Below are 15,488 nucleotides of genomic sequence, written 5' to 3'. Positions count from 1 at the left end.
TATCAGGGCTAGGGCACTCATTTTCATAAAAAAGTTTGTCGCCTTTTCTTTTTTTGTCATCCCGAGGAACGAGGGATCACACTCGAAATTCGACAACGATTGGCAATTTACTATACAGAACTACTAATGTGATCCTTCCTCCTTCAGGATGAAAAGATTACGTTTATAAGTTCCCGGAATTTGGACTCGAGCACTAGCGAACAGGCGAAGCAATTTACATTTTGGAATTTATTTCCCAAACCTTCTCCCCTTCCATTCATAAGATCCAAACAAACTATACAGAGCCACAGCCGAACTAAAAAAAGGATAAAACAAACTGCTTAAAAACAAGCTTTTTATTCGGGTTTTCGTCAAGAATTGATTGGTGATGTAAAGCAAAACAAAGTCTATCAGAAATTTAAAAAAGGCAAACAAGACAAAAATTGAATACGACCAAATTCCGAACAGCAAAAAGACAAATCCAATTACAAAACTTAGATTTCCGAAGAAAACAATTAATCCCAAAGACTTTCCACAACTGCTTTTGTATGAACTTGTTTTGGCCGCCCAACGCACTCTTTGATAAAATAACGATTTCCAGTTTTCTGTCGGTTTAGTTATTACAATCGCTTCTTCCGCTTTTAAATAATGAACTTCTTTTGGAAATTGCTCTGCCGCTTTTTGCAGTAAAAAAACATCATCTCCACTTGCTATTTTGTTATTTCCCTCAAAACCGTTTACTTTTTCAAACAAGGATTTTGTGTAGGCAAAATTAGCGCCATTGCACATAAAAGCTTTACTAAGCCCAAAACTTCCTATCGTAGCTCCTTGCAAACTCGTTAAATCTAACTGTTGAAAATGATCTAAAAACGAATTTTCGCATTCATACGAAACAGCAGCCGCAAGCATCGAAACCTTATTTTCCTGAATATAATTATCGAACGTTAAAAGCCAATTTGCAGGAACAAGACAATCCGCATCAGTCGTAATAACCCAATTGGTCTTTACGTGTTGCATCGCGGTTGTAATGGCGTCTTTTTTAGGAGAATTTGATACACGGATGTTTTCTACAATCTTAATTTGGAATTTGGTCCCGAATCCTCGGGATAAAAATTGGAATTTCTCCAGAGAGTTATCATCAACTAAAATTACTTCGAATAAATCTGTTGGATAATTTAGGTTTGAAAAGCTATTTAAAAGATTCGGAAGATTCTCGGCTTCATTCCGGAACGGAACTATAACCGTAAAACTAGTTTGCGGCTTTAAATCTTTTTTTTGATATTTTTTTATTCGGCTAAAGCCAAAAATCAACAGACTGATACTGATGAAATAAATGACTAATATGACAAATAATACCAAAATCATTCTACTGTTTTTGTTTTAAAATTCAGCACATAATAACTTCCCCAAACCACTGGCAAAACCACATTTAAAAACCACATTAGTGTACTTATAAAAACGACTATCCATTCGTTTACATGTAAAATTCCGAAGAAATAAACCGCAACACTTCCTTTAACTGCAAAATCTAAAAACTGAAAAGTTGGTAATGAAGAAGCCAAAAAGTAAACAACAGCAATTGTAGAAATCAAGGTTAAATAAGGTAAATCGACATCAAAAGCCAAAAATAAAAAGTAGTATTGATGTGAGAAAACCAAATAACGCAAAATTCCTAACAGTATATTTCTTCGATGAATTGGTTTGGGAATTTCATTGATTTTCTGAATCAGTTTTTCGATGGAATAGCCTTTGATTTTTATTTTTTTTAAGAATATAGAGAAAAGAAGAAAGAAGAAAGATAGTGCGATTATTATTAGAACCCATTTCCAGTATCCTAGGAATAAAAGGCCAATTGTACCGAAAACAACTGTCAAAATCATCTGGATTCCGTTGCAAATTAAATTGAGGAAAACGACATTTTTAGCATCCGATTTTGGGTAATACAACGCTTTTCCGGCGTACTCTCCTACTCCATTTGGAGTGAAAATTCCGGCGGTTAAGGCAGCTAAAACCTGTTTTGTGGCTTCTCCTAAAGAAATCTCATGAATAACTTTAGCCAGATTCTGCCATTTTAAGATCTCGAAATAGCGATTTAAAACACTCAAAAGCAATATAAAGCCAATTCCTAAAACCGATTGATTTTTACGAAATAAGATAATGAACTTTTGCCAATCGAGTTTATCGTTGTTTGCAAGCTGATTGTAAATAAAATAAAATGCACCGCCTACAATCAAAAGTTTGATCAGAAGAACAAGGAATTGCTTAGCTTTGTGAGGAATTGAAATCATGCCGCAAAAGTAATCAATTTGAAAATGTGGCAATGAGAATGTGCCAATTAGAAAATTAGAAAATGAATTAATTTTCTAGACTTTAAACTTGAAACAAAAGAAATCTTGACAAAAGAACGCATCATATTAGGAATCGACCCCGGAACCACAATCATGGGTTTTGGACTGATTAAAGTCACCAATAAAAAAATGGAGTTTTTGCAGTTGAACGAACTGCAATTGTCCAAATATGACAATCATTACCAAAAACTAAAAATCATTTTTGAGCGCACGATCGAATTAATCGACACGCATCATCCTGACGAAATTGCGATTGAGGCTCCTTTCTTTGGCAAAAACGTACAATCAATGTTAAAATTGGGGCGCGCACAAGGCGTTGCCATGGCAGCTGGACTTTCAAGAGATATTCCGATTACAGAATACGAACCAAAAAAGATAAAAATGGCCATTACCGGAAACGGAAATGCCAGCAAAGAACAAGTAGCCAAAATGCTCCAACAACTTTTAGGTTTGAAAGAATTGCCTAAAAACCTGGATTCAACCGATGGTTTGGCAGCAGCAGTTTGCCATTTCTTTAATTCAGGAAAAATCGTTGCCGGAAAAAGTTATACAGGCTGGGATGCTTTTGTGAAACAGAATGAAGACAAAGTGAGGAAATGAGAAAATTTATTAATTAGAAAATGTGCCAATTAGAAAATTAGATAATTATTGAATTGAGAATAACTAAAATATAATTTTCAACATTCCAGCATTACATTATCTCATTATCAAATTTCTAATTATCTATTTTCGCATTATATTGACCCTCTACATTATTATCTAATTTTCTAATTGACAAATTATCTAATTTAAAAATGTCTGGTATCTACATCCATATTCCTTTTTGCAAGCAGGCTTGCCATTATTGCGACTTTCATTTTTCAACTTCAATGAAGAAGAAAGATGAGATGGTTTTGGCTTTGGCTAAGGAAATTGTAATGCGCAAAAATGAGTTTAAGAATGATGTTGTAGAGACAATTTACTTTGGAGGAGGGACACCTTCCGTTTTGACAAATGACGAAATCAACTTTTTAATTTCGGAAGTTTATAAAAACTATAAAGTCTCGGAGAATCCGGAAATTACATTGGAAGCCAATCCGGATGATTTGTCTACAGAACGAATTTTCGAATTATCCAAAAGCCCTATAAACCGTTTGAGCATCGGGATTCAGTCTTTTTATGAAGAAGATCTGAAAATGATGAATCGGGCTCATAATTCGGCGGAGGCCAAAAAATGTTTGGAAGAAGCAACCAAATATTTTGATAATATCTCGCTTGATTTAATTTACGGAATTCCAGGATTAACAGATGAAATGTGGAAGCAAAATATTGAAACCGCTTTGAGTTTTGGTGTTCCACATATTTCGAGTTATGCTTTGACTGTTGAACCCAAAACAGCTTTAAGAAAATTAATTGATACCGGAAAGATTGCTGAACCACAAGACGAAGTCGCTTCGAATCATTTTATGATTTTGGTCGACACACTTCAAAAAAACGGTTTTATACACTACGAATTATCGAATTTTGGAAAAGAAAATTATTTCTCGAGAAATAATTCAGCGTATTGGTTAGGTAAAAAATACATCGGAATTGGTCCGTCGGCACACAGTTATGATGGCGAAAAACGAGGCTGGAATGTGGCCAATAATTCACTTTACTTAAAATCGATTCAGGAAAATATTTTACCGATTGAAACTGAGATTTTGTCAAAATCGGATCGGTATAACGAATATATTATGACGGGATTACGAACTATTTGGGGCGTTTCATTAGAACGAATCGAAAAGGAATTTGGTCTTGAATATTTAGACTATCTGCAAAAACAAAGTCAAAAATTCTTAAACGATGATTTGCTTTCGATTGAAAATAACATTCTAAAACCAACTGTAAAAGGAAAATTCTTAACCGATGGAATTGCTTCAGATTTATTTTATTTAAATTTGGAAGAATAAAATTAGAACGCTGATGAAACGGATGCAAGCAACGCTGATTGTAAATTCGTGAAATCCGCGTTAGAATATCCGTAAAATCCGCGTTCCATTATGCTAGCACTTCTTGACAATAAATATCAAATCGACTTATCAAAACCCATTGATATTTCTATTCCGTTGACTAATACAGACGAAAATCCGATTGCCTGGTATATTGAAAAACCGATTATTGAACCTGTGGTTTTTGGTGATTGGATTGGGAAAGTTTCGGAAGGAAAATCTTCAACGAACTTCAATAATATTTTCTTTAATCCGCATGGGCATGGAACACATACGGAATGTCTGGGGCATATTACGAATGATTTTTACAGCATCAATCAAGCTTTAAAACAGTTTTTCTTTTTTGCCAAATTGATTACAGTGGAGCCTGAAAAGATTGGGGATGATTTTGTTATAACCAAAGAGCAAATTCAAAAAATAATAAGCACTTCTCCCGAAGCCTCGGGATCGCTCAGTGTGACAACAGAGGCTTTAATTATCAGAACACTTCCAAATCAAAAAGACAAAAAATCAAGAAAATATTCGAATACAAATCCGCCTTATTTATCTGAAGACGCGGCGATTTTCATCCGCGAAAGCGAAATTCAACATTTATTGATCGATTTGCCAAGCGTTGATAAAGAGCATGATGAAGGGAAATTACTAGCTCATAAAGCCTTTTGGAATGTCAAAGACACGCATCAATTAAATTCCGATGCACGATTCAACGCAACAATTACCGAAATGATTTTTGTTCCGGACGAAATTGAAGACGGAAATTACGTTTTAAACCTGCAAATCGCTTCTTTTGAAAACGACGCAAGTCCGAGTAAACCTATTTTATATTCTGTAGTAAATTATTGATTATTAATTAGTAGTTTTATATTAGTACTAATTAGTAACTTTTTTCGAAGTGAAAACGGCTAATAAACAAAAGGCAAATCAGAAAAATCAACATGCACTTATATGTAGTTTTTTGGCGGCTTTTTTCTTGAATTTATCTGCATTATTTAGTCAGAACGAAAAACCAAAAGACACCGCAAATTTTATTTATTATCCGGATAAAATTATGGTCAGGGCTAATTTGAGCACTCAAAGCGATGACTATTTTCTGAAGGATAAAAAAGGAACAAATCTGGACTTGGAAACCAATAATAGCTACAAACTTTTTCTGAGTATCGATTATAAATTTATCGGTTTCAGTTACGGATTTTACCCGAAGTTTTTTGGTGGAAATAAAGACGAAGATCTAAAAGGAAAATCTTCTTTTTCAGATTATAACTTTCGTTTCTTTTTAGGAAGGTGGCTTCAAACCGTAAATTACAGCAAAACAAAAGGTTATTACGTGGCCAATATGTCTGAATTTGATCCGAACTGGATTAAAGGAAAAGATCCGTATCTGCAGTTTCCAGATTTTAAAACGATGCAATTCGGAATGTCGACTTCTTATCTTTTCAATTCCAAATTTTCTCTTAAAAGTATTACCTCTTTTACAGAATGGCAAAAAAAGAGCGACGGAAGTTTTCTTCCATCGCTAATTTACAGTTACAACACCATTAGATCAAAATCAGACGATCTGGACGGGAAACAAAAAGAGTTTGACCTTAAGCTGGCTGCAGGCTATTATTACAATTTTATTATTCATAAGAAGTTTTATATGGCTCCAAATTTGTCTCCTTCTTTAGGCGTAAAATTCATGAAGGACAAAAGCAGGGATTCTGGTGTTGAGACTGTGGAGAAAGAAACCTATTTCACCCGAAATCTGGATGGAGGCTTAAAGATAGGATATAATTCGGATCGAATACTTTTTGGTGCCAGTTTAAATTTCAGCGTTAGTTCTTATAATGAAGATAAAAATAATGTTATTAGTAATGATAAAGTTTATGGATTATTGTATTTTGGTTACCGTTTTAATGCGCCGGGTTTTATTGCAAAACCGGTAGAAAAAATTGACGATAAAATTAAAATGTTATAAAATAGTTACTAAGATTCTAAGATACTAAGAAGCTAAATTTTCTCAGTACCTTAGAACCTTAGCACCTCAGAACCTATTCAAAATCATGAATCAAATTACCGTTTCGACTGATAAAAACAAACTTGATGTTCCCTTCATACAAAACTTTCTAAAAGATATTTATTGGGCCGCCGGACGAACAATTGAAGAAGTACAAACCACGATTGATGCGTCTTTTTGTTTCGGAATTTATTTAGATGACAAACAAATTGGCTTTGCTCGTGTCATTACAGATTATGTGGTTTTTGGATATGTGATGGATGTTTTTATTACAGAAGAACAGCGTGGGAAAGGATATTCGTCGATTCTAATCAAAAATATGATGAATGAACCTCTATTAAAAAATATTCAAATCTGGAGACTGGCTACAACTGATGCTCATTTTTTATATGAGAAATTTGGTTTTAAAGCTTTGGAACATCCGGAAAAAATGATGGAAAAGAAATTATGAAAACAATAATCAAACTTGAAGAATTAGGATTATTTATCCTCGGAATCTACTTATTCAGTCTGTTAAATTTTGAATGGTGGTGGTTTTTGGTTTTAATCTTAGCGCCAGATTTATCAATGCTGGGTTATATCTTTGGAAATAAGAGCGGAGCATTTTTCTATAATATATTTCATCATCGTGGAATTGCGGTTTTACTTTATATATTAGGCTGTTATTTAAAAATGGAACTTTTACAATTGCTCGGGATTATTTTGTTTTCACATTCGGCAATGGATCGTATTTTTGGTTATGGTTTAAAATATGAAAGTGGTTTTAAGTACACACATTTAGGTGAAATTGGTAAATAATTAAGCATTATGAATCTAGAAACATACTATGAATATTGTCTTTCGAAAAAAGGGGTCAGCGAACATTTTCCTTTTGATGAAGACACTTTGGTTTTTAAAGTGGGCGGAAAAATGTTTGCATTGTCTTCCTTATCTCAATGGGAAAAGAATGAGCCGTCAGTCAATTTAAAATGTGATCCAGAACGCGCACAGGAATTGCGCGCCGAATATGATGAGATAAAACCCGGCTTTCATATGAGTAAAGTACATTGGAACACTATCGCTTTGAACGGAAATTTATCGACCGCTTTTGTCAAAGAACTCATCGATCATTCGTATGAATTGGTTTTCAAAAGTTTGACAAAGAAAATTCAGAATGAAATTATCGAATTAGAAAATTAGGCATTACATTTGCAGCGTCAATCAAAAACTTAGCAACTCAGTTACTTAGCAATTTATCAAACATGAAAGAACAATTTAAAAAATTTCTAAACGAAGAACAAGATCCAAAAGCGATTGAAAAAATCACTTCAAAACTCAATGATTTATTGATGAAAGGTGAAGAAGTTGGATATATCGCGGTTCAAAAAAAACCAGCAATTACTGTTTTTCCAGATAGTATTGTATTAACAAACAAAAGAATTATTATCTGTAAGCCTAAAAACTTAGGTCTTTCGATGGACTTTACAGATTATACCTGGGATGAAATCGTTGGGACTTTTGTAAAAGAAAATATTTTAGGTTCAGAATTTTCTTTTTCTACCAAAACTGACATTCAGGCTTCTATCGATTATATTCCGAAAATTCAGGCGAGAAAAATTTTCACTTACGCTAAAGAACAATTGGATATTTTGAAAAACCCAGTTGTAACGGCAACACCTATTCAGGAAATTGTTGAACCGGAATATGAAGAGGAAGAAGAAGCAATTGAAGAAGTTGAAACAGAAGAAGTAACGAATTATGCTGAAATTATGCCGGCAATAACACCTTCTTACACAGAAACTTTTGAGCCAATTCAGCCAGCCCAACCTTCAACAGGAGAACGCAAATTAAGTGAATTATCTAAAGAAGAACTTTTTGATAAATTACAGAATTATAAAAAACTTCTTGATAACGGATTGATTCTTCAGGGAGAATATGATGCTTATAAAAAAGAGATTTTGAGTTATATGTAAGTCTTAAAGTCAAAAGTCGAAAGTCTTAAAGTTTTTGACTTGGTCTAAAATAAAAAAGCCAGAAATATAATTTTTATATTTCTGGCTTTATCTTTTTAAGTATCCACTTCGACTTTCAGACTTTCGACTTTCAAACTTTATGACTTAAAGAGTCGCTTTCTGTTTTTCTACAAAATTATTCGATTGCAGTTCTAATAATTCCTTTGCATTTTTACGTTGCAAATCGTACAGGCTTTTATCTTCTGCAATATCAGCATAAACTCTGTCGTGCATTTCTGCACTGGTTTTAATCAACAATTCACGTTGGTATTTATTCTGTTCCAATGTCGCCTTCATTGCTGTTTCAGCTTCTTCCTGTTTGATGTCAAATTCACCTTTTGGTGCTAATAATTTGGCAATAATAGGAGAGGTTTCAATCGCCAGAAACAATAACATTATAAAAAAGGACGGCATCCACGGTAATTTATTCAAGGCATTAATTCGGGCCATTAAACCATCAAAACCTTCAATAATGGGTTGCGTTTGCGAAACTTTTTTATCTAAATCGGCTTGTAATTGTTTGCCTGTTTTTTCTTTCTCGGCAATTTTAGCTTCGTTGATTGTTTTTAATTCAGTAAATTCTTTTAAAGATGCGTCGTGTTTTTCTCGTTTCTCTTTATAAACCGGGCCTTTACCTAACTTTTTGGTTCCGGCAGTTCCTTCGGCTTCTGTAATGTATGTTGAATATAAAGCGTTTACTTCTTTTTCCTTTTTCAGGATATCTGCTTTTAAAGAAGCAATTTCGGCTTTGTTTTTATCTAAATCCGATTTGAAATAATTCCCAACTTGTTTTTTATTGGCCAATTCCATTTCGTTTTTTTCTTTCAATAAAACGGTATTGATTTCTTTTTCAAAAATTTTAATTTCCAATGGTTTCGAAATTACGATTGCAATAATAATCGCTAACATAATTCGGGGAGTTGCTTGCAAAAATTCATCCATAAAACGATCTCTTTTTTTGATCGTCGAAACAATAAACCGGTCTAAATTGAAGATCAGTAAACTCCAGACAAATCCAAAAATAAGGGCAGGATAAATAGAATCAAAAACAGTAAAAAGCGCATAAGCACTGGCAAGAAAAGCCATAACTGCGGTAAAAAAAACGGTGGCTCCAATACCAACATATTTGGTTTGTTCGCCTTCTGAACAGCCTTCGAGAAGATCTCTGTCGGCACCAGAACAAAGGATAAAAAATTGTTTTAACATGATTGATGATTTTTGATTGTGATTGATAGGGCAAATTTAACGCCAAAAATTTAATTCTGAGGTAAATAGTTGATTTGTTTTTACTTGCGACTAGATTATTTAGGTTTGATTAAAGTTATTTAAACATTAATAAGTTTGTTTTTTATAAGATTAATCATAACAGTATGTTAATTCCTATAAAGGGTTTTAGTAACACTAAGGTTATAGTTTCGCAACAAATCAAACTAAACCAAAATGAGAAAAATTTATTTATTACTAACTTTTATGTTATTTGCCTTTTCTGGTTATGCTCAAAAAGCGATAATCTCCGGAAAAGTATTAGATATTGATGACAAACTTCCGTTGCCGGGAGCAATGATTCAGATTGTAGGCGAAAACAAATACACCGTTTCAGATTACAATGGTCGTTTTGAATTGCTTAACATTAACGAAGGAACTTACCAGATACAAGTAAAATATATAGGATACACTGCAATAACTCAGGAAATCAAAGTAGAAGCAGGCAAAAATAACGTTATCGATTTTGTACTTAAAACTTCAGGAACAGAATTGAACGAAGTGGTTGTTGGAGACATTTTAAAAGGTCAGGCCAAAGCACTGAATCAGCAAAAAAACAATAAGAATATCGGAAACGTAATTTCATCTGATCAAATGGGGCGTTTTCCGGATGCCAACGTTGGAGACGCTTTAAAACGTGTTCCGGGTATCACGATGCAAAATGATCAGGGCGAGGCTCGTAACATTATTATTAGAGGTTTGGCTCCGTCATTGAACTCAGTAACTTTAAATGGTGACCGAATTCCATCTGCAGAAGGAGACAACAGAAACGTACAAATGGACTTGATTCCGTCTGATATGATTTCTACAATCGAAGTAAACAAAACCCTAACTTCAGATATGGATGCCGATGCGATTGGAGGTTCTGTAAACTTAATTACAAGAGCAACTCCAAACGGTGAGAGAATCTCAGCAACACTTGCAGGAGGTTATTTGCCAATTCGCGAGCATGCTTCTTACACGGCTGGATTGGTTTACGGAAATCGTTTTTTCGACAATAAATTAGGAGCTGTTTTCAGCGGATCATACAATAATGTAGATTATGGATCTGATAATATTGAAAACGAATGGGTAAAAGATGATTTCGGAAATGAATATTTACAAGCTTCTGAAGTTAGAAAGTATGACGTACAACGTATTCGCCGAAGCGGTTCTGTGGCGTTAGACTATAAATTTGACGAAAACAACACCATTTTCGCTAATGCGATTTATAACTGGAGAGATGATAGAGAAAATCGTTTCAGAACTACTTATGATGATATCGAACCAATATATAACGGCGAAGAAATCACTGGTTTTGAAGGACGCATAAAACGCCAGACAAAAGGTGGAGTTGACAGCGACAGAAACAAAAACAGAAGATTGGAAGATCAGCGCGTTCAGAATTATTCGATTCGTGGGGAACATTTAATCAACTCTAAATTAGACTTAGACTGGTCTGCGAATTATGCAAAAGCGAGAGAATATCGTCCGCAGGAACGTTATATCGAATACCGTCAAAAAGGTTTAGAAATGATGGAAGATTTATCTAATCCGAGATTTCCTTTAATGACAACGGTTGGCGAATCTACAGATGAATTCGAATTTAATTCGGTTACCGAAAATACAGATGAAACGAGTGAAAGTGAATTTGGTGCAAAAGTCAATATTCGTTTTCCTTTCACGATTATTCCATCTGAAAAAGGAAGATTGAGAACTGGTCTTAGATTACGTCTGAAAGAAAAAGAAAGAAACAATATGTTCTATTCTTATGAGCCAATTAATGACGGAATGGAATTATTATCTGAAGTTTCAACAAGTTATTATGATGGTGCCAAATTTAATCCGGGAAGTAAATATGTTCCGGGAACTTTTGCCTCTGCAAGTTTTTTAGGAAGTTTAGATTTAAACAATCCTGCTTTATTTGATAAAGAAGCAAGTCCATCAGAATATTTAGCGGTAAATTATAATGCAAAGGAAAATATTTATGCGGCCTATGTAAGATGGGATCAGGATTTTAACGACAAACTTTCAATGGTTTTGGGTTTCCGTTTAGAGAATACTCATATTGATTATACAGGAAACAGAGTTTTGGATGAAGAAGAATTAGAGAGCCAAATCAACACTACAAACTCTTACACTAATTTATTGCCAAGCATTTCATTTCAATATAATGCTACAAAAGATTTAGTTTTAAGAGCAGCTGCAACAACCGCTTTGGCCCGACCAAACTATTATGCGCTGGCTCCTTATGTAAACAATATTGCGGCAGACAAAGAAATTACAGCTGGAAATCCAGATTTGAATGCCACGTATTCTTATAATTATGATTTCATGGCAGAGAACTATTTCAAATCAGTTGGTTTGATTTCTGGTGGTGTTTTCTACAAAAAACTAAATGATTTCATTTACAACTACAGCGATAATCAATACGACAGCGTAAAATTTGCTGCTGATTTTCCAAATCAAAATAATCCAATTCCGACAGGCGAAAACTGGTCATTTGTACAATCAAGAAACGGAGACAAAGTTGATGTTTACGGTTTTGAAGTGGCGTTTCAACGTCAGTTAGATTTCTTGCCCGGGAAATTCCTGAAAGGTTTTGGAATCTATTTGAACTACACGTATACAAAATCAAAAGCAAAAGGAATTGCCGACGAAGATGGAAATGAAAGAAATGACATTAGTCTTCCGGGAACAACTCCACATATGTTTAATGGTTCATTGTCTTGGGAAAATAAACGTTTTTCTGCCAGAATTTCAACCAATTTCACTTCAGATTATTTAGATGAATTAGGTTCTGAGTCTTACAAAGACAGTTATTATGACAAGCAATTTTTCTTAGATGCGAATGCTTCTTTCAAAATTACAAAACAACTTCGCGTTTTTGCTGAAGCCAACAACTTAACAAACCAACCGCTTCGTTACTACCAAGGAGTTGAAGCACACACCAAGCAAGTAGAATATTATCAGGCTCGATACAATCTGGGATTGAAATTTGACTTGTAATAACCAATTTTAAAATTCTTAAATTAGACAGAGCTTTGGGGTTCTGTCTAATTTTATTAAATGAAAATCAGAATGAAAAATAATTCTATAATCGCTTTTTTACTTTTAAGTGTTTTATTCATTTCTTGTAAAGATGATAAATTAGCACCAATTGCCAAAAATGCAGTCAAACCAACAACAGTTACCGAAGCTTTGCCTCACGATACAGATGATCCTTCAATCTGGATTCACCCAACTGATTCCACGAAAAGTTTAATTATCGGAACCGATAAAGATACTGATGGCGGTTTGTACGCCTTTGATTTAAATGGAAAAATCATTGCGAAATCAGAAGTTTTAAAACGCCCGAATAATGTTGATATCGCTTACGGTTTAGTAATTGACGGAAAAAAAGTTGACGTCGCGGTTACAACAGAACGTGAAAGCAACAAAATAAGAATCTTCAGTTTACCTGATTTAAAAGCAATTGATAACGGTGGAATTCCGGTTTTTGAAAACGAAGAGTTACGCGATCCAATGGGGATTGCATTGTATACACGACCAACTGACCACAAAATTTTTGCTATTGTAGGCAGAAAATCAGGACCTTCAGGAAGTTATTTATGGCAATATGAACTTTCCGGAAACGGAAAATTTGCAACTGCAAAAGTGGTTCGAAAATTTGGAGCTTACAGCGGAAAAAAAGAAATCGAAGCCATTGCGGTTGACAATGAATTGGGAACAATTTTATATTGTGATGAGCAATTCGGAATCAGAAAATACAAAGCTGATCCTGCTTTAAATGATGATAAAGAAATGGCTCTTTTCGGAAAAACAGGCTTTAAAGCTGATAATGAAGGAATCGCCATTTATAAAAAAACAGATTCTACGGGATATATTTTAGTTTCGAATCAACAAGCCAATACTTTTATGGTTTATCCGAGAGAGGGCGCAAAAGGCAATCCGAATAATTATCCTTTATTGGCCGAAATTCCAACTTCAACAATTGAATGCGATGGCGCTGATGTAACCAGTATTAATTTAGGAGGGAAATATAAAAACGGCCTTTTTGTAGCCATGAGCAACGGAATGACCTTTCATTATTATGCCTGGGATTTGATACAACAACATATTGATGAAGGTAAAAAATAATTTTTCAGGTTTTTCAGTCGCAGGTTTCAGTGTTTTATTTTTTTATTTTTTTACTGCGATTGAAGACCAAACAAAAAAGCTGTTCATAATGAACAGCTTTTTTACTTTGAATCAAATAATCCCTTTTATTCTGTAATCGGTGCGCCTGCTAAGATTTCAGCATTCGCAAACTCTTCAAATTTGGCAAAATTAGCTTTGAATTTCGCAGCTAATTCTAACGCTTTTTTATCGTATAAATCTTTGTCTTCCCAAGTATTTCTAGGATTCAAAATCTCTTCCGGAACGTTCGGGCAAGATTGTGGTTTTGCAATTCCAAATACGGCGTGATTTTTAAATTCTACGTTATCTAATTCACCGTTTAATGCAGCGGTAATCATGGCACGTGTATATTTTAATTTCATACGGCTTCCAGTTCCGTAAGGTCCGCCTGTCCAGCCTGTGTTGATCAACCAAACTTTTACTCCTGCATCTTTCATTTTTTTAGTTAGCATTTCTGCATAACGCGTTGGGTGCAAAGGCATGAATGGCGCTCCAAAACAAGCAGAGAAATTAGGTTGTGGTTCTGTTACACCAGCTTCAGTTCCGGCAACTTTTGCAGTATATCCTGAGATAAAATGGTAAGCAGCCTGACCAGGAGTCAATTTTGAGATTGGAGGCAAAATTCCGAAAGAATCTGCCGTTAAGAAAAATATATTTTTAGGATTATGTCCGATAGATCCTGGCTGAATATTATCAATATGTGTTATTGGGTAACTTACACGCGTATTTTGAGTGATCGATACATCATCATAATCCACTTCGTTTGTTCCCGCTTTGAAAACCACATTTTCTAAAAGCGCTCCTTTTTTGATCGCTCTAAAAATGTCCGGTTCGTTTTCTTCAGATAAATTAATCACTTTAGCATAACATCCACCTTCAAAATTGAAAACAGTATTTTCAGCTGTCCAGCCGTGCTCATCATCACCAATTAATTTACGTGCAGGATCTGCAGATAAAGTTGTTTTCCCCGTTCCTGATAATCCGAAGAAAATCGCAGTATCACCCGCTTCTCCAACATTAGCACTACAATGCATTGGTAATGTATTTTCGAAAACCGGTAAAATGAAGTTTAGAGCAGAGAAAATTCCCTTTTTCATTTCTCCTGTATATCCTGTTCCGCCAATAAGAGCTACTTTCTTAGTAAAATCTAAAATAGCAAAATTAGACTGGCGTGTTCCGTCTACAGCAGGATCTGCCATAAAACTTGGCGCACAAATTACAGTCCATTCTGGAGTAAAGTTAGCTAATTCAGACTCTTCTGGTCTTAAGAACATATTGTAACAAAACAAATTAGACCAGGCTGTTTCTGTTACTACGCGAACATTTAATCTATAATTGGCATCTGCACAAACGTATGAATCGCGAACAAATACTTCTTTATTGGATAAAAACTTTGTTACCTTATTGTATAATTTTTCGAAAGCTTCTGATGAAAACGGAATATTTACATTTCCCCACCAAACTTTATCTTCTGTAATGCTATCTTTTACGATAAAACGATCCTGTGGAGAACGTCCTGTAAACTCGCCTGTATTGATTGCCAATGCTCCTGTTGAGTTTTCGACACCTTGTCCTGATTGCACTGTAATAGCATGCAGTTCGTCTGCTGATAATTGATAGTGAACTTTGGCATTTTCAATTCCTAATTCTTTTAACGAAATCGATTGCGAAAAAAGTGTGTGAGTGTCCATAATTTTGTCGTTGTGTATATTATTTTTTGAGTACAAAAACATTCTTTATTCTGATTCTGAAACACTTAAATTAAAGAATACTAAATTGTTATATT

14 protein-coding genes are annotated in these 15,488 nt (G+C 34.4%); 10 read left to right on the top strand and 4 right to left on the bottom strand.

Annotation, left to right across the window (positions count from 1 at the left end; translation table 11 throughout):
* Positions 1-228 precede the first annotated feature (228 nt).
* The gene (locus ASC72_RS09090) at positions 229-1,344 is read right to left on the bottom strand and encodes a glycosyltransferase (protein ID WP_056190006.1); all 1,116 of its coding nucleotides are present in this window, start codon (positions 1,342-1,344) and stop codon (positions 229-231) included.
* Positions 1,341-2,267: a hypothetical protein gene (locus ASC72_RS09085; protein ID WP_056190004.1), complete on the bottom strand. Its 927-nt coding sequence runs from the start codon at positions 2,265-2,267 to the stop codon at positions 1,341-1,343. Before ASC72_RS09085 ends, ASC72_RS09090 begins: the two co-directional genes overlap by 4 nt.
* A gap of 105 nt (positions 2,268-2,372) precedes the next feature.
* Here ASC72_RS09085 and ruvC point away from each other — a divergent pair, with 105 nt between their 5' ends.
* The 8 genes from ruvC to ASC72_RS09045 all read left to right on the top strand — a co-directional run bounded on the left by ruvC (position 2,373) and on the right by ASC72_RS09045 (position 8,242).
* A complete protein-coding gene (gene ruvC / locus ASC72_RS09080; protein ID WP_082564277.1) occupies positions 2,373-2,927 on the top strand; it encodes a crossover junction endodeoxyribonuclease RuvC in 555 nt (184 codons plus the stop codon).
* Between the two features lie 194 nt (positions 2,928-3,121).
* On the top strand, positions 3,122-4,258 hold the full coding sequence (hemW, locus tag ASC72_RS09075) for a radical SAM family heme chaperone HemW (RefSeq protein WP_056190003.1): 1,137 nt from the start codon (positions 3,122-3,124) through the stop codon (positions 4,256-4,258).
* A gap of 90 nt (positions 4,259-4,348) precedes the next feature.
* Positions 4,349-5,140: a cyclase family protein gene (locus ASC72_RS09070; RefSeq protein WP_056190001.1), complete on the top strand. Its 792-nt coding sequence runs from the start codon at positions 4,349-4,351 to the stop codon at positions 5,138-5,140.
* A gap of 49 nt (positions 5,141-5,189) precedes the next feature.
* Positions 5,190-6,251, top strand: a complete 1,062-nt coding sequence (locus ASC72_RS09065) for a DUF4421 family protein (RefSeq protein WP_056189999.1) — start codon at positions 5,190-5,192, stop codon at positions 6,249-6,251.
* Positions 6,252-6,336: 85 nt separating this feature from the next.
* The gene (locus ASC72_RS09060) at positions 6,337-6,741 is read left to right on the top strand and encodes a GNAT family N-acetyltransferase (protein WP_056189997.1); all 405 of its coding nucleotides are present in this window, start codon (positions 6,337-6,339) and stop codon (positions 6,739-6,741) included.
* Entirely contained in the window at positions 6,738-7,088 is a 351-nt protein-coding gene (locus ASC72_RS09055) for a DUF4260 domain-containing protein (protein ID WP_056189995.1), read from the top strand. The genes ASC72_RS09060 and ASC72_RS09055 overlap by 4 nt, the downstream gene beginning before the upstream one ends.
* Positions 7,089-7,097: 9 nt before the next feature.
* Entirely contained in the window at positions 7,098-7,469 is a 372-nt protein-coding gene (locus ASC72_RS09050; protein ID WP_056189993.1) for an MmcQ/YjbR family DNA-binding protein, read from the top strand.
* A gap of 62 nt (positions 7,470-7,531) precedes the next feature.
* Positions 7,532-8,242, top strand: coding sequence for a PH domain-containing protein (locus ASC72_RS09045; protein ID WP_056189991.1), 711 nt, complete (start codon positions 7,532-7,534; stop codon positions 8,240-8,242).
* A 144-nt stretch (positions 8,243-8,386) separates the two neighbouring features.
* Here ASC72_RS09045 and ASC72_RS09040 read toward each other — a convergent pair whose 3' ends face one another.
* Positions 8,387-9,487 (bottom strand): DUF4407 domain-containing protein, encoded by a 1,101-nt coding sequence (locus tag ASC72_RS09040; RefSeq protein ID WP_056189988.1) that lies wholly within the window; start codon positions 9,485-9,487, stop codon positions 8,387-8,389.
* A 234-nt stretch (positions 9,488-9,721) separates the two neighbouring features.
* Between ASC72_RS09040 and ASC72_RS09035 the strand changes: the two genes are divergently transcribed.
* Together ASC72_RS09035 and ASC72_RS09030 are read left to right on the top strand one after the other, a co-directional pair.
* Positions 9,722-12,532, top strand: a complete 2,811-nt coding sequence (locus ASC72_RS09035) for a TonB-dependent receptor (protein WP_056189986.1) — start codon at positions 9,722-9,724, stop codon at positions 12,530-12,532.
* Positions 12,533-12,604: 72 nt separating this feature from the next.
* Positions 12,605-13,663: a phytase gene (locus ASC72_RS09030; protein WP_056190503.1), complete on the top strand. Its 1,059-nt coding sequence runs from the start codon at positions 12,605-12,607 to the stop codon at positions 13,661-13,663.
* A gap of 125 nt (positions 13,664-13,788) precedes the next feature.
* On the opposite strand, the gene pckA is transcribed toward ASC72_RS09030, so the two are convergent.
* Positions 13,789-15,393 carry a phosphoenolpyruvate carboxykinase (ATP) gene (gene pckA, locus ASC72_RS09025; protein ID WP_056189984.1) on the bottom strand — a complete coding sequence of 535 codons (1,605 nt, stop codon included), beginning with the start codon at positions 15,391-15,393 and terminating at the stop codon, positions 13,789-13,791.
* Between the last annotated feature and the right edge of the window lie 95 nt (positions 15,394-15,488).

Origin of the sequence: Flavobacterium sp. Root420, assembly GCF_001427905.1 — a bacterium.
Taxonomy (GTDB): domain Bacteria; phylum Bacteroidota; class Bacteroidia; order Flavobacteriales; family Flavobacteriaceae; genus Flavobacterium.
The sequence above is the reverse complement of the archived record's forward strand: the minus strand, read 5'-3'. Positions and strand labels throughout refer to the sequence as shown.